General features: G+C 49.4%; 26 protein-coding genes and 1 pseudogene. 21 read left to right on the top strand and 6 right to left on the bottom strand.

Going from position 1 to position 23,407, the window contains the following annotated elements; translation table 11 throughout:
- The first annotated feature begins 307 nt into the window (after nt 1–307).
- Entirely contained in the window at nt 308–1,444 is a 1,137-nt protein-coding gene (locus tag QSJ10_RS13800; RefSeq protein ID WP_289493439.1) for an IS110-like element ISGka2 family transposase, read from the top strand.
- A 156-nt stretch (nt 1,445–1,600) separates the two neighbouring features.
- Here QSJ10_RS13800 and QSJ10_RS15605 read toward each other — a convergent pair whose 3' ends face one another.
- Complete coding sequence (locus tag QSJ10_RS15605; protein WP_434543309.1) at nt 1,601–1,738, bottom strand: IS66 family transposase; 138 nt, start codon at nt 1,736–1,738, stop codon at nt 1,601–1,603.
- Nucleotides 1,739–2,263: 525 nt separating this feature from the next.
- Entirely contained in the window at nt 2,264–2,425 is a 162-nt protein-coding gene (locus tag QSJ10_RS13795) for a hypothetical protein (RefSeq protein WP_160270287.1), read from the bottom strand.
- Between the two features lie 412 nt (nt 2,426–2,837).
- Here QSJ10_RS13795 and istA point away from each other — a divergent pair, with 412 nt between their 5' ends.
- A complete protein-coding gene (gene istA / locus QSJ10_RS13790; RefSeq protein ID WP_053532453.1) occupies nt 2,838–4,040 on the top strand; it encodes an IS21-like element IS5376 family transposase in 1,203 nt (400 codons plus the stop codon).
- Nucleotides 4,037–4,792 (top strand): IS21-like element IS5376 family helper ATPase IstB, encoded by a 756-nt coding sequence (gene istB, locus QSJ10_RS13785; RefSeq protein ID WP_047817696.1) that lies wholly within the window; start codon nt 4,037–4,039, stop codon nt 4,790–4,792. Before istA ends, istB begins: the two co-directional genes overlap by 4 nt.
- 19 nt (nt 4,793–4,811) lie before the next feature.
- On the opposite strand, the gene QSJ10_RS13780 is transcribed toward istB, so the two are convergent.
- The 3 genes from QSJ10_RS13780 to QSJ10_RS13770 all read right to left on the bottom strand — a co-directional run bounded on the left by QSJ10_RS13780 (nt 4,812) and on the right by QSJ10_RS13770 (nt 7,115).
- Nucleotides 4,812–5,186 carry a hypothetical protein gene (locus QSJ10_RS13780; RefSeq protein ID WP_287136255.1) on the bottom strand — a complete coding sequence of 125 codons (375 nt, stop codon included), beginning with the start codon at nt 5,184–5,186 and terminating at the stop codon, nt 4,812–4,814.
- Nucleotides 5,183–5,722 (bottom strand): hypothetical protein, encoded by a 540-nt coding sequence (locus QSJ10_RS13775; RefSeq protein ID WP_063210726.1) that lies wholly within the window; start codon nt 5,720–5,722, stop codon nt 5,183–5,185. The genes QSJ10_RS13780 and QSJ10_RS13775 overlap by 4 nt, the downstream gene beginning before the upstream one ends.
- A gap of 256 nt (nt 5,723–5,978) precedes the next feature.
- Nucleotides 5,979–7,115, bottom strand: a complete 1,137-nt coding sequence (locus QSJ10_RS13770; protein WP_079935694.1) for an IS110-like element ISGka2 family transposase — start codon at nt 7,113–7,115, stop codon at nt 5,979–5,981.
- A gap of 478 nt (nt 7,116–7,593) precedes the next feature.
- Between QSJ10_RS13770 and QSJ10_RS13765 the strand changes: the two genes are divergently transcribed.
- The 8 genes from QSJ10_RS13765 to QSJ10_RS13730 all read left to right on the top strand — a co-directional run bounded on the left by QSJ10_RS13765 (nt 7,594) and on the right by QSJ10_RS13730 (nt 13,241).
- Nucleotides 7,594–7,854, top strand: a complete 261-nt coding sequence (locus QSJ10_RS13765; protein WP_033026284.1) for a hypothetical protein — start codon at nt 7,594–7,596, stop codon at nt 7,852–7,854.
- On the top strand, nt 7,851–8,237 hold the full coding sequence (locus QSJ10_RS13760; protein WP_033014989.1) for a pepsin/retropepsin-like aspartic protease family protein: 387 nt from the start codon (nt 7,851–7,853) through the stop codon (nt 8,235–8,237). Before QSJ10_RS13765 ends, QSJ10_RS13760 begins: the two co-directional genes overlap by 4 nt.
- 273 nt (nt 8,238–8,510) lie before the next feature.
- Nucleotides 8,511–9,692 (top strand): IS701-like element ISBsm1 family transposase, encoded by a 1,182-nt coding sequence (locus QSJ10_RS13755; RefSeq protein WP_289493438.1) that lies wholly within the window; start codon nt 8,511–8,513, stop codon nt 9,690–9,692.
- 216 nt (nt 9,693–9,908) lie between these two features.
- On the top strand, nt 9,909–10,268 hold the full coding sequence (flaG, locus tag QSJ10_RS13750) for a flagellar protein FlaG (protein ID WP_044741923.1): 360 nt from the start codon (nt 9,909–9,911) through the stop codon (nt 10,266–10,268).
- A gap of 15 nt (nt 10,269–10,283) precedes the next feature.
- The gene (locus QSJ10_RS13745) at nt 10,284–11,885 is read left to right on the top strand and encodes a flagellar hook-associated protein 2 (protein ID WP_053532709.1); all 1,602 of its coding nucleotides are present in this window, start codon (nt 10,284–10,286) and stop codon (nt 11,883–11,885) included.
- A gap of 202 nt (nt 11,886–12,087) precedes the next feature.
- The gene (gene fliS / locus QSJ10_RS13740) at nt 12,088–12,489 is read left to right on the top strand and encodes a flagellar export chaperone FliS (protein ID WP_049624805.1); all 402 of its coding nucleotides are present in this window, start codon (nt 12,088–12,090) and stop codon (nt 12,487–12,489) included.
- Complete coding sequence (gene fliT, locus QSJ10_RS13735; RefSeq protein ID WP_053532708.1) at nt 12,489–12,842, top strand: flagellar protein FliT; 354 nt, start codon at nt 12,489–12,491, stop codon at nt 12,840–12,842. Before fliS ends, fliT begins: the two co-directional genes overlap by 1 nt.
- Nucleotides 12,843–12,854: 12 nt before the next feature.
- A complete protein-coding gene (locus QSJ10_RS13730; protein ID WP_053532707.1) occupies nt 12,855–13,241 on the top strand; it encodes a DUF8042 domain-containing protein in 387 nt (128 codons plus the stop codon).
- Nucleotides 13,242–13,381: 140 nt separating this feature from the next.
- On the opposite strand, the pseudogene QSJ10_RS13725 reads toward QSJ10_RS13730, so the two are convergent.
- Nucleotides 13,382–14,460 (bottom strand): annotated as a pseudogene (locus QSJ10_RS13725) (HD-GYP domain-containing protein).
- 175 nt (nt 14,461–14,635) lie between these two features.
- On the opposite strand from QSJ10_RS13725, the gene hpf reads away from it, so the two are divergent.
- The 10 genes from hpf (at nt 14,636) to ftsX (ending at nt 23,405) form a co-directional block, all read left to right on the top strand.
- A complete protein-coding gene (hpf, locus tag QSJ10_RS13720; RefSeq protein ID WP_053532706.1) occupies nt 14,636–15,184 on the top strand; it encodes a ribosome hibernation-promoting factor, HPF/YfiA family in 549 nt (182 codons plus the stop codon).
- Between the two features lie 85 nt (nt 15,185–15,269).
- Nucleotides 15,270–15,869, top strand: a complete 600-nt coding sequence (locus QSJ10_RS13715) for a hypothetical protein (protein WP_230847143.1) — start codon at nt 15,270–15,272, stop codon at nt 15,867–15,869.
- Nucleotides 15,870–15,915: 46 nt separating this feature from the next.
- A complete protein-coding gene (gene secA, locus QSJ10_RS13710) occupies nt 15,916–18,429 on the top strand; it encodes a preprotein translocase subunit SecA (RefSeq protein ID WP_053532705.1) in 2,514 nt (837 codons plus the stop codon).
- Nucleotides 18,430–18,520: 91 nt separating this feature from the next.
- A protein-coding gene (gene prfB, locus QSJ10_RS13705) for a peptide chain release factor 2 (RefSeq protein ID WP_145956593.1) occupies nt 18,521–19,625 on the top strand; the annotation gives its coding sequence in 2 pieces (ribosomal slippage) (nt 18,521–18,595 and nt 18,597–19,625; 1,104 coding nt in all).
- Between the two features lie 112 nt (nt 19,626–19,737).
- Nucleotides 19,738–19,995, top strand: coding sequence for a hypothetical protein (locus QSJ10_RS13700; RefSeq protein ID WP_080729666.1), 258 nt, complete (start codon nt 19,738–19,740; stop codon nt 19,993–19,995).
- The gene (locus tag QSJ10_RS13695; protein WP_053532704.1) at nt 19,964–20,224 is read left to right on the top strand and encodes a type II toxin-antitoxin system RelE family toxin; all 261 of its coding nucleotides are present in this window, start codon (nt 19,964–19,966) and stop codon (nt 20,222–20,224) included. The genes QSJ10_RS13700 and QSJ10_RS13695 overlap by 32 nt, the downstream gene beginning before the upstream one ends.
- 136 nt (nt 20,225–20,360) lie before the next feature.
- Nucleotides 20,361–21,224, top strand: a complete 864-nt coding sequence (locus QSJ10_RS13690; protein ID WP_053532703.1) for a YitT family protein — start codon at nt 20,361–20,363, stop codon at nt 21,222–21,224.
- 61 nt (nt 21,225–21,285) lie between these two features.
- Nucleotides 21,286–21,618 (top strand): cytochrome c551, encoded by a 333-nt coding sequence (gene cccB, locus QSJ10_RS13685; RefSeq protein ID WP_053532702.1) that lies wholly within the window; start codon nt 21,286–21,288, stop codon nt 21,616–21,618.
- A 217-nt stretch (nt 21,619–21,835) separates the two neighbouring features.
- Nucleotides 21,836–22,522 carry a cell division ATP-binding protein FtsE gene (ftsE, locus tag QSJ10_RS13680; RefSeq protein WP_053532701.1) on the top strand — a complete coding sequence of 229 codons (687 nt, stop codon included), beginning with the start codon at nt 21,836–21,838 and terminating at the stop codon, nt 22,520–22,522.
- Nucleotides 22,512–23,405, top strand: coding sequence for a permease-like cell division protein FtsX (gene ftsX, locus QSJ10_RS13675; RefSeq protein WP_053532700.1), 894 nt, complete (start codon nt 22,512–22,514; stop codon nt 23,403–23,405). The genes ftsE and ftsX overlap by 11 nt, the downstream gene beginning before the upstream one ends.
- Nucleotides 23,406–23,407 lie beyond the last annotated feature (2 nt).

The raw sequence follows: 23,407 nt of genomic DNA, 5'->3' as shown, positions 1-23,407 counted from the left end.
GCACTCACCAAGTGGTGGGGATTTTCACGGAAAAGATCCATGGGCAGCACGCTTTGCCCTCCACCCAGGGATGAAAATCCCCCTTTTCTTCCCATAATGAAGAATAGGCGCAAACAGTTTAACAGGACGTTATGCTTAATGGTGGCTTAGACCCTGTACGGAAAAGTGTTTGAATCCACTGGGTGCACCACCCATTGTCCGCCCTTTCCTGTGATAGAGGAAAGGTGACGACGAACGGAAAACTGCCGCATGTCTCCCGTGGATTCACTGTTTGCGCACTCGATCATCGAAAAGGAGGATTTTCATCATGGATGTCATCTATCCTCGCTGCGCAGGATTGGATGTTCATGCCGAAACCATCGTCGCCTGCGCGCTATGGGAAGAAGATGGACACATTCAAAAGGACATTCAAACCTTCTCCACGTTCTCGAAGGGACTTGGCGACCTGCTTGAGTGGCTCGAAGAACATGGCGTCACCCATGTCGCCATGGAATCCACCGGCGTGTATTGGAAACCGGTCTTCGCCTTCCTCGAGGGCTATGTCGACTTGACACTGGCCAATCCGCAGCGGATCAAAAATGTCCCGGGAAGAAAAACCGATGTCTCGGACGCCGAGTGGATCGCCAAGCTGCTCCGCCATGGACTCGTTGAAAAAAGTTTCGTCCCCCCAGCGGATATTCGCGAATTGCGGGATTTTACCCGCCTCCGCAAAAAGTGGGTCGGACAGCTGACTTCGGAGAAAAACCGGATTCAAAAAGTGCTCGAGTCTTCCAATGTCAAACTCGGCTCGGTCCTCTCCGATCTCTTCGGCGTTTCCGGAAAAGACATCCTCGCCCGGCTGCTGGAGAAGGGATACGTGGACAAGGGCGAGTTGGATGAATGCCTGCGCGGAAGGCTCAAAAAGAAAAAGCAAGCGGTGTACGATTCGCTGCTCGGCACCTTGACCGAACACGAGCTCCGTCTCCTTCGCCTCTTGTGGAAACACGTTGAGGAATTGGAGCGGCTCATCGAAGAAGTCGACCAACACATCGACCGCCTGCTCGAGCCGTATCGCGAGGAAGTGAACCTGCTGATGACCATGCCCGGAGTGAAAAAACAAACCGCCGCCGTCATCATCGCCGAGATGGGAACCGACATGAGCGTCTTTGAAACGCCGGAACGGGCGGCTTCATGGACTGGATTGTCCCCCGGCAACCATGAAAGCGCCGGAAAGCGAAAGAGCACGCGCACGACAAAAGGCAATCCCCATCTCCGATCAGCGTTATGCGAGGCGGCATGGTCAGCAGCTCGATCCAAGACGCATCCCTTGTCCCGAAAGTTTTGGTCGTTGGCGGCCCGGTGCGGGAAGAAAAAAGCCCTCATCGCCATTGCTCGGCGGATGTTGGTGATCATCTTTTGCATGATCTCCCGCAAAGAGCCGTTCCGCCAACCACAACTTATTTAGTCTAGCCAAAAGGCAGACAGGTTATACGAGATGCCTAAAATCGGGCACCTCTGCTTTCCTATTGCCTTTTTTGGCCATTTTCAGTATACCCTCACGGATCAGGAGCGTATACCGCACTCACCAAGTGGTGGGGATTTTCACGGAAAAAATAATAAGTCACATTAGTAGCTTCCTTTCCCTTTTCGGGTGGCAGGAGTACCATGTCGCCTGATCGGTGCCGGCTACATGGAGCCACTGCCGTTTCCCCTGTACCCGAAAGCCCGTTTTATCCACGTGAAGAACTGGAGAAGGCAATAAGGCTTCGTGGAAAAGGAAACGGATGCCGGCAAGGATGCCGCCGGCCTGCCTGTTGATTTCACCAGCGTTCCTTCACTGATCCGATGGCCAAAGATATCTTTCATGAACTCTGTAGTCCGGCGATTAGGGAAGCGGTTGGTATTAGGTAAGATAGAGACAAGCAACGCTTTTACCCTTGGGCCATATTGCACGGAACTGGTCACATATGTGGGAAATTCCGCTTGGTGAAGACGATGACAGTAGGGACAAGATTGATTTCGCATTCGTGTTGAGTCACCTTTATCGGCAACGATGGAAGATCCCATACTTGCCGGGTGTGAGATGCCGAAGAGCAGGAACGTGTTCCAAGGATACCCCGCAGCTTTGGCATGAGTCACCCGATGTACCACGATATGATGAGGGTTGCCGCCTTTTGGAGCATGTGACATCGATGTCCGATCTGTTCCACTTGGACGCTTTCCGGTTTTCTTCCGTAAGGAGGTTCGAGGGCGAAACGAATCCGAAGAAGGAGGCCAATGGCTGTTAGTCCTGTTTTTTTGTGTGTGCTTCCAACTGTTCAACACGTGCCTGTAGCTGATGGATGGTATTTTCTTGTTGTTCGATGCGTCGAAGCAGTTTTTCTACTAATTGTGCGACTGCCTCCGGTCCTTGTTGGTACACCGATAAAATTTGTTCCCGATTCATCGTCTTCACCATCTGTTTGATTAGTAGTAATCCCCCTCGTTTAAACAGGAGATAGGAAGTTTTAAACGCATCTTTCTAACTTTCTCTAGTTGGAGGCTGAATAGTTGCTGGCTCTCTTTATATTTGCAAATAATCGACTAAGTTTTTACATATCGTGTATACTGTTAACAGGTCATATTTCTTCCCTAGCTTTGGTGTCCAGCACCGCCCATGAGCCAACCAATGGCGCAATTGCAGTGCGCCTTTATAATCGCTAATATATTTTTTCGCCTGTGGATATTGCTCTTTCCAGCTTTCGAGAATATCTTCATCGAGAGAAGTGTTAAAGCCGATGATAAAATCCCCAATATAGCCGGAATAAAATTCCCCACTTACAATAGAACCATAGTGTCAACGAGAGGAGCTATGGTTCATGATTACGAGAGGGGAATTTTTTATGATCAAAGAGATGTATGAAAGGGGAATGAGTATTTCCGATATTGCGAGGGAATTGGGGATCGATCGGAAAACCGTCCGAAAATATATTCACTCCCCCAATCCTCCTTCCAAATCCAAGCGAAAACAAAGAAAAAGCAAGTTAGATCCATTTAAGCCGTATCTTCAAAAACGAATGTTAGAAGATGGGGTGTTTAATAGCGAAAAGTTGTTTTTTGAAATTCGACAACAGGGCTATACGGGAGGAAAGACGATTTTAAAAGACTATATGAAACCTTTCCGAGAGACGGCGAAAAAGAAATACACCGTTCGTTATGAAACGCTTCCTGGCGAACAAATGCAAGTCGATTGGAAAGAAGTTGGGGAGGTCGTGATCGAAGGGAAAAAAGTCAAGTTATCGCTATTTGTGGCCACGTTAGGCTATTCGCGGATGAAATACGCGGTATTTACGACCAGCCAGGATCAGGAACACTTAATGGAATGCCTGATTCAGAGCTTCAAGTACTTTGGCGGGGTTCCGAAGAAGGTGTTATTTGACAATATGAAGACCGTTACAGACGGGCGAGAACAAGGAGTGGTGAAATGGAATCAACGATTTTCCGAATTTGCGAGTTACTATGGATTTATTCCAAAAGTATGCCGGCCTTACCGGGCCCAGACAAAGGGAAAAGTCGAACGAGCCATTCAGTATATCATGGATCACTTCTATGTGGGGACAGCGTTTGAAAGCATCGAGGAATTAAATTTCCTTCTCCATCGTTGGCTCGATCAAGTGGCGAATCGGAAGCCAAACGCCACTACCGGTATTTCTCCGCAAGAGCGTTGGGCCGAGGAGTCACTCAAGCCTCTTCCGTTGAAAGATTACGATACGAGCTATCTTTCCTATCGGAAGGTGCATTGGGATGGCAGTTTCTCCTACAAAGGGGAACAATGGCTCTTATCGGCGGAGTATGCGGGCAAAGAAATTCTGGTGAAGGAGCGATTAAATGGAGATATTCGATTGTACTTTCGAGGGGAGGAGATTTCTCACGTGGACCAACAGAAAAAAGTGATTTCATTCGCCGAAAAAATAAAAAAGAAACAAACGGAAATGGCCGCCACCATTTCGCCTGTTTCGGTGGAAGTGGATACTCGTCCATTGTCCGTTTATGACGCATTCCTGCGAGGGGAAAGCTCATGAAAGAACGAATACACGAGTATTGCCACCGACTCCATTTGCCTGTCATGGCGGAACGATGGTCCGCCATGGCAGAATACGCCTCTACTCATAATATATCATATTCAGAGTTTTTATTCCGCTTATTAGAGGCAGAAATCGTCGAAAAACAGGCACGATCGATCCAAACGCTCATCAAGCTGTCCAAACTGCCGTATCGCAAGACGATCGATACGTTTGATTTTACCGCGCAGCCTTCGGTGGATGAGCGCCGGATTCGAGAACTGCTTACGTTGTCCTTTATTGACCGGAAAGAAAATATCCTCTTTCTCGGTCCACCGGGTATTGGGAAGACACATCTGGCAATTTCGATTGGAATGGAGGCGATCGCAAGAGGATATAAAACGTATTTTATTACCGCTCACGATTTGGTCAATCAGTTAAGAAGAGCCGACCAGGAAGGAAAGTTGGAGAAAAAGCTTCGTGTCTTTGTGAAGCCAACCGTTCTCATTATTGATGAAATGGGGTATCTAAAACTGGACCCGAACAGCGCTCATTACTTATTTCAAGTGATCGCCCGGCGGTACGAGCATGCCCCGATTATCCTCACCTCCAACAAAAGCTTTGGGGAATGGGGAGAAATCGTGGGAGACTCGGTTTTGGCGACAGCGATGTTAGATCGATTACTGCATCATTCCATCATTTTCAACCTAAAGGGGGAAAGCTATCGATTACGGGAAAAGAGGCTCCAAGAAGAAAAACAGAAGGATCAATGAAAGGTCCTTCTGGGGAATTTTAAACCGGCGATTTTGGGGAAAAAATAATCGGCCTTGACAAAGCGCGTTCTGCTTTTTCTTTGTAAATATGTCGGAAGATCCTGCTAAGGTTATCTTTTTTACGATTATATACTCTTGTTAAATAGTCCATTCTTAGTTTTGCCTCCACGGCTGCTAGTAAGTCTAAACATATTAGATTTTCCAGTTCTTCGATTTTGTCTTTAAAATGCTGATCTAATTCTTCTGGTGTAAAGCCGATGAATTCTTCGGGTATTTCCAACCCTTTTTTGATATTTTCTTTGTATTTTAAAAGCGCGCTTTTACATAAATTATAAAAACTCACAATATCTTCAAGGTTTCTATTCTCCCCCGAAAATGTGATACGTTTCTTCACTTAGCAACGACCTTTAACAAAGCATCAGAAAAGGAATCTTTGTTCAAGTCAATAAATTTTATGTTTGGGGGAGGAGTTGCGATTTTCCAAACATATTCGGGATTTTTCGTTTCACGAATTTTTTCTAAACCTTTTGCCAGTTCATCGTTGAAATGAACGATAATTTTTGGGGATTCTGCTTCTTTGTCTACTAACAAAAAGGTAATATTTCCATTTTTACCAATCATATCTATCCTCCCCATAGCGCCTATAATATTTTTTCCGATTGGCTCTATGACTACTTTTTGATCAGGAAAGTTTACGTATAATTTGTTTGTTGTATATTCGCCAAGGTATTCTTCATATTTTTTTACTTCTTCCCAATTCAAAGACAGCAGCCCTTTTTCTTGAAGGGGTGCAAGAAATGCTTTAACTTGATTATAAAACTCTGCAATTTCCGCCAGCCACTGCTGTTTTCTCTGTTCCCAATCGATTTTATTCTGTTCGGCGTCTTTCTTTTTTCTTTTCAAAAATTCTTCTAAATTCTCCATTCCCATTTACAAACTCTCCTTTATACAATATTTGTCATTTTTTATTATATCTTATTTGGCGGCTAACGGGTAGATGAGTCAGAAAATAACGATGAAACAAACGATATACGAAACATTTTCCGTGAAAATCCCCACCACTTGGTGAGTGCGGTATACGCTCCTGATCCGTGAGGGTATACTGAAAATGGCCAAAAAAGGCAATAGGAAAGCAGAGGTGCCCGATTTTAGGCATCTCGTATAACCTGTCTGCCTTTTGGCTAGACTAAATAAGTTGTGGTTGGCGGAACGGCTCTTTGCGGGAGATCATGCAAAAGATGATCACCAACATCCGCCGAGCAATGGCGATGAGGGCTTTTTTCTTCCCGCACCGGGCCGCCAACGACCAAAACTTTCGGGACAAGGGATGCGTCTTGGATCGAGCTGCTGACCATGCCGCCTCGCATAACGCCGATCGGAGATGGGGATTGCCTTTTGTCGTGCGCGTGCTCTTTCGCTTTCCGGCGCTTTCATGGTTGCCGGGGGACAATCCAGTCCATGAAGCCGCCCGTTCCGGCGTTTCAAAGACGCTCATGTCGGTTCCCATCTCGGCTATGATGACGGCGGCGGTTTGTTTTTTGATTCCAGGCATGGTCATCAGTAAGTCCACTTCCTCCCGATACGGCTCGAGCAGGCGGTCGATGTGCTGGTCGACTTCTTCGATTAACTGCTCCAATTCCTCAACGTGTTTCCACAAGAGACGAAGGAGACGGAGCTCGTGTTCGGTCAAGGTGCCGAGCAGCGAATCGTACACCGCTTGCTTTTTCTTTTTGAGCCTTCCGCGCAGGCATTGATCCAACTCGTCCTTGTCCACGTATCCCTTCTCAAGCAGCCGGGCGAGGATGTCTTTTCCGGAAACGCCGAAGAGATCGGAGAGGACGGAGCCCAGTTTGACATTGGAAGACTCGAGCACTTTTTGAATCCGGTTTTTCTCCGAAGTCAGCTGTCCGACCCACTTTTTGCGGAGGCGGGTAAAATCCCGCAATTCGCGAATATCCGCTGGGGGGACGAAACTTTTTTCAACGAGTCCATGGCGGAGCAGCTTGGCGATCCACTCGGCGTCAGAGACATCGGTTTTTCTTCCCGGGACATTTTTGATCCGCTGCGGATTGGCCAAAGTCAAGTCGACATAGCCCTCGAGGAAGGCGAAGACCGGTTTCCAATACACGCCGGTGGATTCCATGGCGACATGGGTAACGCCATGTTCTTCGAGCCACTCAAGCAGGTCGCCAAGTCCCTTCGAGAACGTGGAGAAGGTTTGAATGTCCTTTTGAATGTGTCCATCTTCTTCCCATAGCGCGCAGGCGACGATGGTTTCGGCATGAACATCCAATCCTGCGCAGCGAGGATAGATGACATCCATGATGAAACGCCTCCTTTTCGATGATGGAGTGCGCAAACAGCGAATCCACGGGAGACATGCGGCAGTTTTCCGTTCGTCGTCACCTTTCCTCTGTCACAGGAAAGGGCGGACAATGGGTGGTGCACCCAGTGGATTCAAACACTTTTCCGTGAAAATGCGCGCCTTTGGAGTGGCCATTTTCATCCCGGGTGGAGAGCAAAAATTGCTCATGGAACTTTTCTGTAAATTGTATTCAGATGGTAGCAAGGACATGAAAATTTACTTATTACTGTGGATATTAGTCAAAAATTTTTGCTCGATATCGAATAGGGTCCCGATTGAAAAAGCAGAGGACAAGCAAACTCCCTTAGTATAGTTTGTTTCTATCGATATGATGTTAGACGTTGGCATTAAATTGTACTCATACTGCTTGCCACGCTTAAAATATATGTAAGGTGATTAGTGATAAAATGTAATAAAAAGAGATGGAGGCAAACAAATGAAATGGTCAGAGTTACGTAAGCAATATCCGAATCAATTTGTGTTGGTGGAGGCTATTTCGGCTTGTTCACAAAATGGCAAACGTATCATTAAGGAAATGGCAGTGATCGATCGGTATCATAGTGTGTCTGATGCATGGAATGGTTATAAACAGCAGCACAAAACTTTTCCGGAGAAAGAATTATATATTTTTCACACAAGTAAGGAGCAAATAGAGGTAGAAGAACAATATTTTATAGGGATTCGGGGGAGAGTATGAATATAAGAATAGAAAATGGATTACCTATTGTTTCTGTCGAAATAAAGTGTGGTGAAAAAACTGTTCTTTTAACAGACGTGTTGTTGGACACAGGTTGTGCTACGACCATTTTTGATACGGATGCACTCGCACAAATTGGTATCGAATTAGATATTATTAATGGAAGAACAAAACGAATGTACGGAGTAGGCGGATACAGCGAGATTTGTTATGAACAAATCGTAAACAACGTTATAATTGATGGAAAGGAGCTAGCATCATTTTTATTACAACTGGGAATGACTAAAGAAATATATGGTTTTGACGGAATTTTAGGCGTAGACTTTATGGAGAGAACGGGAATGATTATTGATTTTAAAAATTTCATTATTAAATATGGATAAAAGCAATGTTTGAGTTTTGCCAAGAATGTTTTGTGCTTATATTCCTCATCTTGTTTTTTTGTTTTAATGTGATTTTACTCTTTTATATTCCCCTTTTAAGTTTCTACTTCCCCCTCGTTAGTTTTTGCTTATGATACCCCCGCTATTTTCAATACTGTAGATGAGCAAAATCACTAACATAAATTTACATCGAAACAAAAAAGGAGACATGAACCCGATTCCTTGGTTAGAATAGATGTGCTACCAAACCATTCACAAGGAGGTTCATGTCTCATGAATAGATTAGCACATCATCAAGGAATTCACAAGTTTTTCACGATGTTGGGGTTGGCCCTTTATTTTTCAAAACCTGTTATGAAGCATCTCGTTCATATCGTGGATGCGATGATCACGAAGGGCTTTTCGGGAACATTGACCGATCTTCATCATGGGAGCTTTCATCCGAACCACCGCACGACACTCAGCCATTTTTTCACGAAAAGTCCGTGGGAGGAAGAGACACTGCTTCGCAAACTCCAGCAGTGGATCCTTCGTCGTGTCGAACGCATCACCAAACAGGAGAATCAACCCTTGTTTGTTTCGATCGATGATACGATTTGCAAAAAAACCAAGCCTTCGTCACGGGCAACACACGCGATTCAGGGATGTGATTGGCACTACTCTCACTCAGAGAAAAAATCGATTTGGGGCCATTCTCTTGTTTGGTTCATGGTTCATACTGCAACCCAGGCGTTTCCCTTTGCCTTCCGCCTTTACGACAAGACGGCGGGAAAAAGCAAAGGGGAACTCGCGATCGAGATGCTTTCTTCGTTGGATGTACGCCGTCCCGTTTATGTGCTGATGGATTCGTGGTATCCATCGAAAGCGCTCGTGGAAGCTTGTCTGAAAAAAGGATTCCACGTCATCGCGATGCTCAAGACGAACCGGATTCTCTATCCGAACGGCGTTGCCGTCCAAGCGAAGCAGTTGGCCCGCTCCATCGAACCGAATGACACACACCTCGTCACGGTGGGAGAAGAGCATTATCGCGTCTATCGTTACGAAGGAGCGCTCAACGGTCTCGACCATGCGGTGGTGCTGCTCGCTTGGAAAGCCAATCAGCCGATGACATCGGAACATCTTCACTGCGTCTTGAGCACCGACCGGGAGCTAAACGATGAAGAGATCTTGCGCTACTATGCCCAGCGTTGGTCGATCGAATGCTTTTTTCGACAAGCGAAAGACCAGCTGAAGCTCGATGGGTACCGTGTTCGTCAGGTTCGGGCGGTGAAACGCTACTGGATCTTGGTGCAGCTTGCTTACGTGTACAGCCTATTCGAGTCGAACAGCGATTTTTCTGATGGGCTCGATCTCTTGCGCAAGAGAAAAGGACATAGCCTCGTGGAGTTCATTTACTGTGCAGCGAAACAAAATATTCCCATTGATACCGTGAAAAAACAGCTCCATGTGGCATAAGGGGTACCCTGTTTGTTTCTTTTTACATGGTAATTATTGTTATGAAAATTGCTCATCTACAGTTCAATAATTGACAAGTATTATACACAAGAAATGAAATTATCATCATCTCCTGATTTTTATATGGATTGCATTTATTGTTCCCTCCCCCTTCACAATTCTCCATCTTTATCCGATATAAAACATAGATAGTGTTCATGCAAAGGAGCGGGCGTTATGTCGGTGGAAAGGGTCTCTTCGCATTCTCCTTCTTATTTGTATGAAAGTGTTCGCAATGAAAAGGCAAGCAGCGTGATCGAGTCGCAAAAGCAGAATCATGCTAGCACTTCGGAAGCACCGCAGCAAAACATTCCAAAAGAAAAACTAGAAGAAGTAGTGAAAGGCTTAAACGAATTCCTTCAGCCAAGCCATACGTCGTTAAAGTTTGAACTGCATGACGAGCTGCAGGAATATTACGTACAAATCATTGATGAGCGAACGGATGAGGTCATTCGAGAAATCCCGCCGAAAAAGCTGTTGGATATGTACGCGGCGATGATGGAGTTTGTCGGGCTTTTGGTGGATAAAAAAATTTAACGGTGGTGAGTCGACATGGCGAATACGTTGCGCATCAGCGGCCTCGCGAGCGGGATGGATATTGACAAAATCGTGAGCGATTTGATGAAAGCAGAGCGGATGCCGCTTGATAAATTGAAGCAGAAAAAGCAGCTGCTCGAGTGGCAGCGTGATGATTATCGAGAGATGAATAAGCTGCTCAGCGAGTTAGATACATCGATCTTTGATGGAATCTATCGGCAGGCGACGTTTACGAAGCAGACGGTTATCAGTTCGAATGAAGCGGCTGTTTCTGTTCGAAACATTAGCTCTACTTCCCAATTGACATCAACTATCAAAGTGACACAACTGGCAGAGAATGCTTATATGTATGGAGCTGTTGCCGTAGGCAATGCCAATTTCGATCCATCCCAAACGTTGCTTAGTCAAGATAGCAACATCACGAAAAATAACGGCTACACGTTGAGCAGCGGGACAAAGGAGATTCGCATTAAGGCGATTAAGAGCGATGGCACGATGCCGACCGAGTGGACAACGATTCAATTTGATCCGAGTGTTGATTCATTAAACTCGTTGATTAATAAAATTAATAGCTCACAGGCCGGGGTAGTGGCTTTTTACGATAGCCGAACGGGCAGAGTGTCATTGACGGCGAAAAATACAGGCGATGCGTCAGAAGGTGCTGAAATTGTAATTGATGGTACAGCTGACAGGTTTTTGATTGACGTGTTAAAGCTACCTCAAGACAGTGATATTGCTGCTGCGACACAGGATCCGAGCAATAATACGATCATGTTGGGGAGAAAAGGAAAGAACGCTCAGTTTACAATTAACGGTTTACCAACGGAACGTCCAACGAATGTGTTTCAGATTAACGGGTATGAGTACACATTAAAGCAAACAACCGCAAGCGAAGTAACCGTGACTGCCTCGACGGACGTTGATGCCATTTTCAATTCGATCAAGTCATTCGTCGACAAATACAACGAAACGATCGCCAAAATCAACGCCGAGTTGAAAGAAGAGCGCTATCGCGACTATCCGCCGCTCACCGATGAGCAAAAAGAAGCGATGACGGAAAAACAAGTGGAGCTGTGGGAAGAAAAGGCGCGCAGCGGGATGCTTCGCGGCGATTCGATTTTGTCGAGCGCCTTAAGCCAAATGCGGATGAATGTGTACACGAAAGTGGAAGGGGCGAACATCCCGAGCGGGTTTTCCCAGCTGGCGCAGCTTGGCATCTCGACGTCGTCGAACTACCTCGATGGCGGGAAGTTGATCATTGACGAGACGAAGCTGCGGGAGAAAATCAAGGAAAACCCGGATGCCGTCTATCAACTGTTTAACCAAGACGGGGCGACGGATGCGGAAAAAGGGATCGCCCGCCGCCTGCGTGATACGATCAAAGCGACGATCGGGAAGATTGAGCAAAAAGCGGGGAAGACGATTTGGACGAACCAGCAGTTTGCGATCGGGCGCGATTTAATCGAAATCAATGACCAAATTGACCGCTTCGAAGACCGTTTGAAACAAATTGAAGACCGCTACTATCGCCAATTCACGGCGATGGAAGAGGCGATTCAGCGCGCCAACCAGCAAAGCATGTACTTGATGAACGCCTTTGGCGGCATGCAAAGATAACGATCAGCGGCTGTGGCATGCAGGCGTCCGTTGGCGCTTGGCCATCATCGGAAAGCGATCCGCTTCCTGATGATGGAGGTTTTAGGCTGAGACAACTGAAAAGGCGCGACGCCTCTTGAAAGGGGCGGTTTGGCTGAAAAAAACGTTCTTGCTTCAGTCTTGAAACGTGTGCAGCACTTGACGTGGAAGAGGAGTGATCGGGATGGCAACGAACAATCCGTATCAACACTACCAAGCGAACGCTGTGCAGACGGCGTCGCCTGGGGAGTTGACATTGATGCTGTATAACGGCTGCTTGAAGTTTATCAAGCTCGCGCGCCAGGCGATCGAGAAAGGGGACATTGCGGCGCGCAATGAAAATTTGATTAAGGCGCAAAACATCATTTTGGAACTCATGAAGACATTGAAGATGGAGTATGAAGTCGCGAAATCCATGATGACCATGTATGACTACATCTACCGCCGCCTGGTTGAGGCGAATGTGAAAAGCGATGCGGCGATTTTGGATGAAGTGGAAGGGTATGTCGTCGAGTTTCGCGATACGTGGAAGCAAGTGATTCAGCTCCATCGGCAGCGCCAATACGCGGAAGGCGGGCAGGCGTAATGGGCGTGGTGCATGATGTATGGCGGGTGACGAAGGAGCTGCTGGAGGCGACGGCGTTGCCGTGGCCGTCCGAGGATCGGGAAGAGCGGCTTCGGACGGTTGATCGATTGCTTCAGGAGCGCCAGGAGCTCCTTTGGAAGCTGCGTCCGCCGTACAGCGAGGAAGAGCAGCGGCTTGGCCGCGAGATCATCGCTTGGAATGAAGAAATTGAGAGGCGGCTTCACCGCGTGGGTGATGAGATTCGAAACGATTTGCGCATGGTGGGGGCGAAGCGGCAGGCGAACGCCTGCTACGTTCATCCGTACGAGCAGCCGCTTTCGATTGACGGGATGTTTTACGACAAACGGCGATAGGTGGGATTCAGGATGGCGGAATTGACAAGCGAGGCGCTGAATATCATCCGCCAATACGCGGCGCTGCTTGAGACGGTCGAAGAAGGGCTCGATTATGTGGAGGCGAGTTTTTCTGACCCGCGGCGGATGCATGCGGATGTGTTGCTGGCGGATCTTTTATTGGCGCTTGGGAAAATCGGTGAGACGAACGTTTATTTATGCCAGCTGTTCGCTGACGAGAGCGATTTGATCGGCCATATCGAACGGTTTGCGGATGTGCTGGAAGCGGCAGCGGCGCTTGACGGGCAATTTTCCGATGCGGCGGCGAAAGAGCGCATTGTCTGTGGACGGTTGTCGCCGGCGTTTCAGGCGTGGAAGAGTGCGATGGAGAGCGGTCTGCGGCGGTATGTTGTGCAGTGAAGAATGAACGGCGGTGCTTTGCCAGCCGTGCAAGCGAAAGCGGGTGTCCTCTTGCTGGAATCGAGGGCACCCGCTTTTGTGCGGCAGGGCGAATGAAACCGGCATTCGTTCGCCTGTTTTTGCCGTGAGCGGCAAAAGAGTCAAACGGCCTTGACAATGGTGATGTTCATCTCTTTCCGCAAGTCAATCTCATACGGGCTTTTCAGCTCCTCGCCCGCGGGATTTTTGATGACGCGGACGATGGGGCGGAGCGGGAAACCCGGAAACACTTGCGAGACGACGCCGACTTCCCCGGTGTTGAGCTTAACGGTCGTGGCGACCGGGTAGACGGCGATGTAGGAAAGAAAGAGCTTAATGAGTTCGTAGTCCAGCATGCCGCCGGCGGCGGATAGGTATTCGGCTGCTTCGTGCGGCGAGTATTGTCTTCGATGGTAGCGCGCCGATGTCAAGGCGTCAAAGACGTCGGCGATGGCGACGATGCGGGCGTATTCGTGAATGTCATCGCCTGATAAGGCGCGCGGGTAGCCGCTGCCGTCGCACCGCTCGTGGTGCTGCAAGGCGCAGTGGGCGGAAAAGAGCGAGATGTTGCGCTGGCGCCGCAGCAGTTCAAAGCCGAGATATGTATGACGGCGGACGATTTCCTTTTCCTCTTCCGTCAAGGCTCTTTTTTTTCGCCAAAGTCCGTCAGGCAGCTGGGTCATGCCGATGTCAAACAGCAGCGCGCCGATGCCAAGGTCAAGCAGCTGTTGGGGGCGATACCCTTTGGCGATGCCGATGACGCCCGCGATCGTGGCGACGTTGACCGAATGGTGGAAAAAGTAGTCGTTTGAGATGACCAAATCCGACAAGTTGATGAGCAAATCTTCTTGTTTGAGCAAATAGTCCAAAATGTCTTTGAAAACGTTTTCGTGCTCTTTTCCTAAATCGAGGGAAGACACGCGGCTGAGCAGCTTTTTTGCTCGATCAAGGCCGTCATCGTCTCGTACACTTTTTTCACCGCCTGCTGGCGCACGGTCGGGCTGATGAGCGAGCGCGGGCGGATGTCATAGGTTTGTTTGTCGTCAATATAAATGTATTGAACCCCTTTTTGCGCCAACGAGCGGATGTAGCCGTTTGTCAGCCGCACGCCGCGCGAGAGCAACACGCTGCCGTTGGCGGCGAATAAGTCGACAGCGAGCACGTCACCGCTTTTCGCATGGGAAATATGGATTTTTCGCATCGTTTCCACACTCCGTACTTTCCACACCAATTAAGAAAAAACACCCATGCCTGTTTTACCATATTTTTCTATATTTTTCACAAAATCTTCGAAAATATTTTTGATTGAAGCAGGGGTTTGATGGGTAATGAAAGAATGTAGGGATCTATAGTTTGAAAATAAGGAGTGGTCAGCGATGATGTATTACATTCGCGGGGAAAACATTGAAGTCACGCCAGCGCTGCGCGAGTACGTGGAGAAAAAAATCGGCAAGTTGGAGCGCTATTTCGACCGCACCGATGACGTGAATGTCCATGTCAATTTAAAAGTCTACAACGATGGACAAGGGAAAATCGAAGTGACCATTCCGATGCCGCATTTGTCGCTTCGGGCGGAAGAGCGCCATAACGATATGTATGCGGCGATCGATTTAGTGACGGATAAACTGGAGCGGCAAATCCGCAAACATAAAACGAAAGTCAATCGGAAGCTGCGCGACCGCGAGAAAGAAGCGAAGCTGGCCGCCCCTGTGCCAAGCGGCGCTGCTGCGGCGGAGAACGACGAGGAATTTGAAATCGTGCGCACGAAACACTTCAGCTTGAAGCCGATGGACAGCGAAGAGGCGATTTTACAGATGAATTTGTTGGGGCACAACTTCTTCATTTTTACGAATGCCGAGACGAACCGGACGAACATCGTCTACCGCCGCAAAGACGGAAAATACGGATTGATCGAGGCGAATTAAACGGTTGCCTCTTGTGCGCATCCCCTGCTTTTTTGGGCAGGGGATGTTATAATATGCATGAGAAAAATCAAAATGGGGGAGAGCAATGGAGGAATTGTTGCGTCAAATTTTGTCCAAGTTGGACAACATGGAAAAAGGGTTTTTGGTGTTCCAAGAAGAAACTCGCCAACGGTTTGAGCAGATGGATGGCCGTTTGACGGAGATGAACGGGCGCCTCGTCGGCCTCGAACGGGAAATGGGCGCGGTGAAAGAGCGGTTAGACCGTGTGGAAACGCGGTTGAAAGGCGTAGAGGCCCGATTGGACGGCGTAGAGGCCCGGTTGGATGGTGTAGAGTTCCGATTGGACGGCGTGGAAACGCGGTTGAATGGCGTGGAGACTCGGTTAGACGGCATGGAAACGCGATTGGGCGGCGTAGAGACCCGATTGGACGGCGTGGAAACTGAATTGATGGAAGTGAAAGAAACGCTTTATCGCGTCGAAACGCAGCTTGTGGATGATGTGCAAATCTTGCTTCGCAAAATTCACGAAAAAGTGGAGGAGAAAAGTTTTGAAATGGATGCGCTGAATCGGCGGCTTCACCATGCGGAAGCGGCGATTGAGCAACTTCAGTCCAAGTGTGATCCCCTCTCTTGGACATGCCCCCTCTTGAAGCCTGTGCAACAGTTGTCACTGATCCCTGTATAATGATATGATGAAGAAGTGAGTCCATGAAAAATAAGGAGCGTTTCCTATGCTTGGAGTCTTAAAAAAAGTATTTGACCCGAACAAGCGTCATTTGGCAAGGCTTGAGAAAATTGCCGATCAAGTCGACGCGCTCGGTCCGGAGATGGCCCGACTGTCCGATGAACAGTTGCGGCAAAAAACCGAGGAATTCAAAGCCCGCTACCAACAAGGCGAATCGCTCGATGATTTGCTTGTCGAGGCGTTTGCCGTTGTGCGCGAAGGGGCGAAGCGCGTCCTCGGTTTGTACCCATATAAAGTGCAAATTATGGGCGGCGTCGTTTTGCATGAGGGCGACATCGCCGAGATGAAAACGGGTGAAGGGAAAACGTTGACGGCGACGATGCCCGTCTATTTGAACGCCTTGACGGGGCGCGGCGTGCATGTCGTGACGGTCAACGAATACTTGGCGACGCGCGATGCGACGGAAATGGGCAAACTGTATGAGTTTTTAGGCATGACTGTCGGGTTGAACTTAAGCGGCATGTCGCGCGAGGAGAAGCAAGCGGCGTACAACGCCGACATTACGTACGGGACGAACAACGAGTTTGGCTTTGACTATTTGCGCGACAACATGGTGCTTTATAAGGAGCATATGGTGCAGCGGCCGCTGCATTTTGCCGTGATCGACGAGGTTGACTCGATTTTGATCGATGAAGCGCGGACGCCGCTCATCATTTCAGGGACGGCGCAGAAGTCGACCAAGCTGTATGTGCAGGCGAACGCGTTTGTCCGCACGCTGCGCAAAGATGTCGATTACACATACGATGAAAAATCGAAAAGCGTCCAGCTGACGGAAGAAGGAATGAACAAAGCCGAGCGGGCGTTTGGCATCGACAACTTGTTTGATTTGAAGCACGTGACGCTCAACCACCATATTCAGCTGGCGCTGCGGGCGCATGTTGTGATGCAGCGCGATGTCGACTACGTCGTGCAAGACGGAAAAGTGATCATCGTCGACCCGTTCACCGGGCGCTTGATGCATGGCCGCCGCTACAGCGATGGGCTTCATCAAGCCATTGAGGCGAAGGAAGGGCTCGAGATTCAAAACGAGTCGATGACGTTGGCCACGATTACGTTCCAAAACTATTTCCGCATGTATGAAAAACTCGCGGGGATGACGGGGACGGCGAAAACAGAAGAGGAAGAGTTCCGCAACATTTACAACATGCGCGTCGTCGTCATTCCGACGAACCGCCCGGTGATCCGGGAGGACCGTCCGGATTTGATTTATCGGACGATGGAAGGGAAGTTCCGCGCCGTGGTTGAGGACATCGCCGCCCGCCATGCGAAAGGGCAGCCGGTGTTGGTCGGCACGGTGGCGATCGAGACGTCGGAGCTGTTGTCGGAGATGTTGAAAAAACGCGGCATCCCGCACAACGTCTTAAACGCGAAAAACCATGCGAAAGAGGCGGAGATCATCGCCCAAGCAGGACAAAAAGGCGCGGTGACGATCGCGACGAACATGGCCGGGCGCGGGACGGACATTAAGCTTGGCGAAGGGGTCAAGGAGCTTGGCGGATTGGCCGTCATCGGCACGGAGCGTCACGAAAGCCGGCGGATTGACAACCAGCTGCGCGGCCGCTCGGGACGCCAAGGCGATCCGGGGGTGTCGCAGTTCTATTTGTCGCTTGAGGATGAGTTGATGCGCCGCTTCGGTTCCGAGAGCTTGATGGCGATGATGGACCGCCTGGGGATGGACGATTCGCAGCCGATCCAAAGCAAAATGGTGACACGGGCCGTTGAGTCGGCGCAAAAACGGGTCGAAGGCAACAACTTCGACGCCCGCAAGCAACTGCTTCAATATGACGATGTCCTGCGCGAACAGCGGGAAATCATTTACCGCCAGCGCTATGAAGTGCTTGATTCCGACAACTTGCGCGGCATTATCGAAAAGATGATCCAATCGGTGATCGAGCGCGTCGTCAACGCTCATACGCCGAAAGAAGAGGTTCCGGAAGAATGGAATTTGAAAGGGCTCGTTGAGTATCTCAACGCCCATCTGCTTCCGGAAGGGGATGTAACGGAAGCTGACTTGCGCGGCAAAGAGCCCGAAGAGATGATCGAGCTCATTTGGTCGAAAGTGAAGGCGCGCTATGATGAGAAAGAAGCGCAAATCCCGCCTGAACAGATGCGCGAGTTTGAACGCGTCGTCGTCTTGCGCGCTGTCGATATGAAATGGATGAACCATATCGACGCGATGGAGCAGCTCCGCCAAGGCATCCATTTGCGCGCCTACGGGCAAGTTGACCCGCTGCGCGAATACCAAATGGAAGGCTATGTGATGTTTGAAAACATGATTGCCGCGATTGAAGAGGAAGTCGCCACCTATATCATGAAGGCGGAAATCCACCATAACCTTGAGCGCCAAGAGGTGGCCAAAGGCGAAGCGGTTCACCCGAAAGAAGACGGCGAAGAGCCGAAGAAAAAACCGGTCCGCAAGGCGGTGCGCGTCGGCCGCAACGACCCGTGCCCGTGCGGGAGCGGGAAGAAATATAAACATTGTTGCGGAAGAACGGTGTAACGGTTTATAAATAATAGGGGGGCGCTGCCTCCCTTTTGAATGGCAGATATGAACCATTGACATACTATATTCATGATGAGGTGAGGACAACATGATCGATTTGGTGGAAATTAAGCAAGAGCTTGAGAAAATGGCTAAGCGATTAGCGGAAATTAGGGGGTCTCTTTGACCTCGAAGCGAAGCAGGCGCGCATTCGCGAATTAGAGGAGCAAATGGCCGCGCCCAACTTTTGGGATGATCAAAAGGCGGCGCAGGCGGTTATTTCGGAAGCGAATGCGCTTAAAGATCTCGTTGAGGAATTTTCTTCACTGGAAGAACGGTTTGACAACTTGGAAGTGACGTACGAATTGCTCAAGGAGGAGCCGGATGACGAGCTCCAAGCTGAGCTGGTCGAGGAAGCGAAAAAGCTGACAAAAGACTTCAGCGAGTTTGAGTTGCAGCTGCTGCTCAATGAGCCGTACGATCAAAACAACGCTATTTTGGAGCTCCACCCGGGCGCGGGCGGCACGGAGTCGCAAGACTGGGCGTCGATGTTGTTGCGCATGTACACGCGCTGGGCGGAGAAAAAAGGGTTCAAAGTCGAGACGCTCGACTACCTCCCGGGCGAGGAAGCGGGGATTAAAAGCGTCACGCTGCTCATTAAAGGGCATAACGCTTACGGCTACTTAAAAGCGGAAAAAGGGGTGCACCGCCTTGTGCGCATCTCCCCGTTTGATGCCTCGGGCCGCCGCCATACGTCGTTCGTCTCGTGCGAAGTCGTGCCGGAGATGGATGATAACATTGAAATTGAGATCCGGCCGGAAGAGCTGAAAATCGACACGTACCGCTCGAGCGGAGCGGGCGGGCAGCACGTCAACACGACCGACTCGGCCGTGCGCATCACTCACTTGCCGACTGGCATTGTCGTGACGTGTCAGTCGGAGCGGTCGCAAATTAAAAACCGCGAAAAAGCAATGAACATGTTGAAGGCGAAGTTGTACCAAAAGAAACTCGAGGAACAGCAGGCCGAACTCGCTGAGCTGCGCGGCGAGCAAAAAGAAATCGGCTGGGGCAACCAAATTCGTTCGTACGTCTTCCATCCGTATTCGCTTGTCAAAGACCATCGGACGAACGTCGAGGTCGGCAATGTGCAAGCGGTGATGGATGGGGAAATTGATGTGTTTATTGACGCGTATTTGCGTGCGAAGTTGAAGTAAAGGGCGATCATCGGATCGTCCTTTTTTTTCGCTTCAAAATCGTGTTTTGGCCTTTTGACGCATCTATGCTTTCGTGATACGCTGAAGGTAATGATAAGGAAAAAGGAGGGCGATGGCTTTGGCTGTGCGCAAACAATTGCTTTACGAACTGATTGACCGGTTGGATGAAACGGATCATCAAACCGCGTACGATTTTTTGATGTACTTGCTTGATCGATCCAGAAAGGAACGAATGGTATGGGAGCGGATTGACGAAACAGATGAAGAAGCGTTGACGGAAGAAGAGCGCCAGCAGCTGCAAAGCGATGAAGGATATATCACCGGGGGAGAAGCCAAGCGTGAATTCGGACTACAAGTTGATTTACCGTAAGGCTGCGGTCAAATTCATCGCTAGGCAAGAAAAAGAGGTTCAAGAACGGTTGGCCTCTGGGTTGCAAGGTCTGCTTGCGATCCCACCACAGGGGGATATTAAAAAGTTGAAGGGGCAGGATGGATTATATCGGCTGCGAATCGGAACATATCGTGTTTTGTTTCGCATCGATCATGATGAACGAATCATCTATATTGAGGCGATCGGCAACCGTGGCGATGTGTATTGAGGCTTGTATTTTTTGGCTAGGGCGATCATCGGATCGTCCTTTTTTCCTTTATCATAGCAGACCGTTATCGCGTTAACCGGCTGTCATTTACTTGCCAAAACGGGCATGCTATACTCACAGAGGAAGGTGGGGAAGCATGCGGAAGCGAAGAGAGAAGACCATGCCTCCGGCGTTGGAGGGAGCTTTGGAGTATGTGTATGTTCTGGTCGGCGCGGCAGTTGTAGCGGTGGCGTTTAACGTGTTTTTGCTGCCGAATCGGATCGCCTCGGGCGGGGTAAGCGGCGTGAGCACGATTATGCACGCGCTGTTTGGCATTGAGCCTGCCTACGTCCAATGGGCGCTCAACATTCCGCTCTTTATCGCTGGCGTTGTGCTGCTAGGCCGGCAGTTTGGCGTCAAGACGTTTGTCGGGACGGTGTTTTTGCCGCTGGTCGTCTACATGACGAAAGGGATGGAGCCGGCGACGACGAATCCGCTTCTTGGCGCGATCTTTGGCGGTATCGGTGTCGGGCTCGGCCTTGGCATGGTATTTCGCGGCCGCGCTTCGACGGGTGGCACCGATTTGGCGGCGCAAATCATCCATAAATATACCGGGCTGTCGCTCGGCATGTGTGTGATTTTGATTGACGGCTTGATCGTGTTGACCGCGGCGTTTGTCTTTGACATTGAGCGAGCGCTCTACGCGCTGATCGCCTTGTATGTGACGAGCAAAACGATCGACCTCGTCCAAGTCGGGCTTGGCTATTCGAAAATTGCCTTGATTATTACCAATGAAGAGGAAAAAGTGCGCCGCGCCATTTTGCACGAAATCGATCGCGGGGTGACGCGGCTGCCGGCGTACGGTGGTTACACCGAACACGAACGGCCGGTACTGATGTGCGTCGTCGCGCAATCCGAGTTCACGAAATTGAAACAATTGGTCCGAACCATTGATCCGACAGCGTTTGTCGTCGTGGCCAACGCCGTCGAAGTGCTTGGAGAGGGATTTCAACGTACGTAAAACGGAAAAAATCAGTTATAATAAAAGAGAATGAAATTTTTGTTTTCTGGGGGAGTTCGCCATGAAGTGGAAGTTGGCTGCGATGTTCCTTGGCGTTTCGCTCGCGCTTGCCGCGTGCGGCGGTGGCGGGGACAACGCTGGAAACAACAACGGCAACAATGGTGGAGGGGATACCGCCGCGTCCGCCGAGCAAATTTTTAAACAAAACTGTGCGTCCTGTCATGGACAAGACTTGTCGGGTGGGGTCGGCCCGAACTTGCAAAAGGTTGGAAGCAAGTACTCCAAAGAGCAGATCAAAGAGATCATTGCCAACGGCCGCGGCGCCATGCCGGCCGGAATCATTAAAGGGGAAGACGCTGATAAAGTGGCGGAATGGCTCGCTTCGAAAAAATGAAAAGGATCACCGCATGTGCACCGTCTGGTTGAACCGAAAACCAGACGGTGTTTTTTTGGGCTGTTTTTCCTACTCTTGCTTTTGTTGGCCATTTGAAATATAAATGTAAAATTCGACAATAGAAAATCGTGTTATAATAATCTTTGCGGAATTTTGCAAGATTCATTCGAAACAGCTCGAGAAAGGGCAACAGGAAAGTCGAAAATAGGTGATGATGATGATTGAAATGCAAGATGTATACAAAACGTATCCAAACGGCGTTGTGGCGTTAAACGGCATCAACGTTCGCATCAAGCAAGGAGAATTCGTCTATGTCGTTGGACCCAGCGGAGCTGGAAAGTCGACGTTTATTAAGATGATGTACCGCGAGGAAAAGCCGACGAGCGGCAAAATCATCGTCAATGGCGTGAACCTCGCTAAAATCAAAGACAGCAAAGTCCCGTTGCTGCGCCGCAACATCGGCGTTGTGTTTCAAGATTTCAAGCTGCTTCCGAAGCTCAATGTCTATGAAAATGTGGCGTTTGCGTTGGAAGTCATTGAAGAATCGCCGAAAGCGATCCGCAAAAAAGTGATGGAAGTACTCGACTTAGTCGGCCTCAAACATAAAGTCCGCTCTTACCCGAACGAACTGTCCGGGGGCGAACAGCAGCGCGTTTCGATTGCCCGCTCGATTGTCAATTCCCCCAAAATCGTCATTGCCGATGAACCAACAGGGAACTTGGATCCAGAAACGTCATGGGGCATTATGGAGTTGTTTAAGAAAATCAACGACCGGGGCACAACGATTGTGATGGCGACACACAACAAAGAGATCGTCAACGCGACTCGTCGGCGCGTCATCGCCATCGAAAACGGAAAAATTGTCCGTGACGAGGCGAAGGGGGAATACGGTTATGACGCTTAATACGTTCAAGCGCCACGTTCGGGAGAGCATGAAAAGCCTCGGCCGCAACGGTTGGATGACATTTGCGTCCGCGAGCGCCGTCACGGTGACGTTGTTGCTTGTCGGTGTCTTTTTTGTCGTCATGTTTAACATCAACCATTTCGCCAAAAAAGTCGAAAACGATGTCGAAATTCGCGTCCATATCGAGCTGACCGCTGACAGCCGGCAAAAAGACGCCTTGCGCCGGCAAATTGAAGCCATTCCAAACGTGAAGGAAGTGCGCTATTCATCAAAGGACGAAGAGCTGAAGCGGCTGATCAAAAGCATGGGGGAGGAAGGCTCGTCGTTCCGCTTATTTGAACAGGACAACCCACTAAGCGATGTATACGTCGTGAAAGCGGCCCATCCGCAAGATACAGTGAAAATCGCCAAACAAATCGAAACATTGCCGTTCGTTCATAAAGTCAATTATGGCCAAGGGACGGTCGAGAAGCTGTTTGACGCGCTGAAAGTGGCGCGCAACGTTGGGCTCGTACTCATTCTCGGATTGTTGTTTACGGCGATGTTTCTCATTTCCAACACGATCAAAATTACGATTTTCGCCCGCCGCCGCGAGATTGAAATCATGCGGCTCGTGGGCGCGACGAACGGGTTTATCCGCTGGCCGTTTTTTTTGGAAGGGCTATGGCTTGGAATGCTCGGCGCTCTCTTCCCGATCGCGGCGCTTTCGATCGTGTACTACAACGTGTATCAGGTGTATGAACAGTGGGTTTCCTTGCCGTTTTTTGAACTTCTTCCGTTTTCGCCGTTTATGTGGCAGTTAAGCGGGCTGCTGCTAGTGATTGGCGCCGGCATCGGCGTCTGGGGAAGCGTTATGTCTGTGCGCAAGTTTTTAAAAGTATAAAT

It is taken from the genome of Geobacillus stearothermophilus ATCC 12980 (assembly GCF_030369615.1).
Lineage (GTDB): Bacteria > Bacillota > Bacilli > Bacillales > Anoxybacillaceae > Geobacillus > Geobacillus stearothermophilus.
This window is presented reverse-complemented; position numbering and strand designations above follow the sequence as displayed.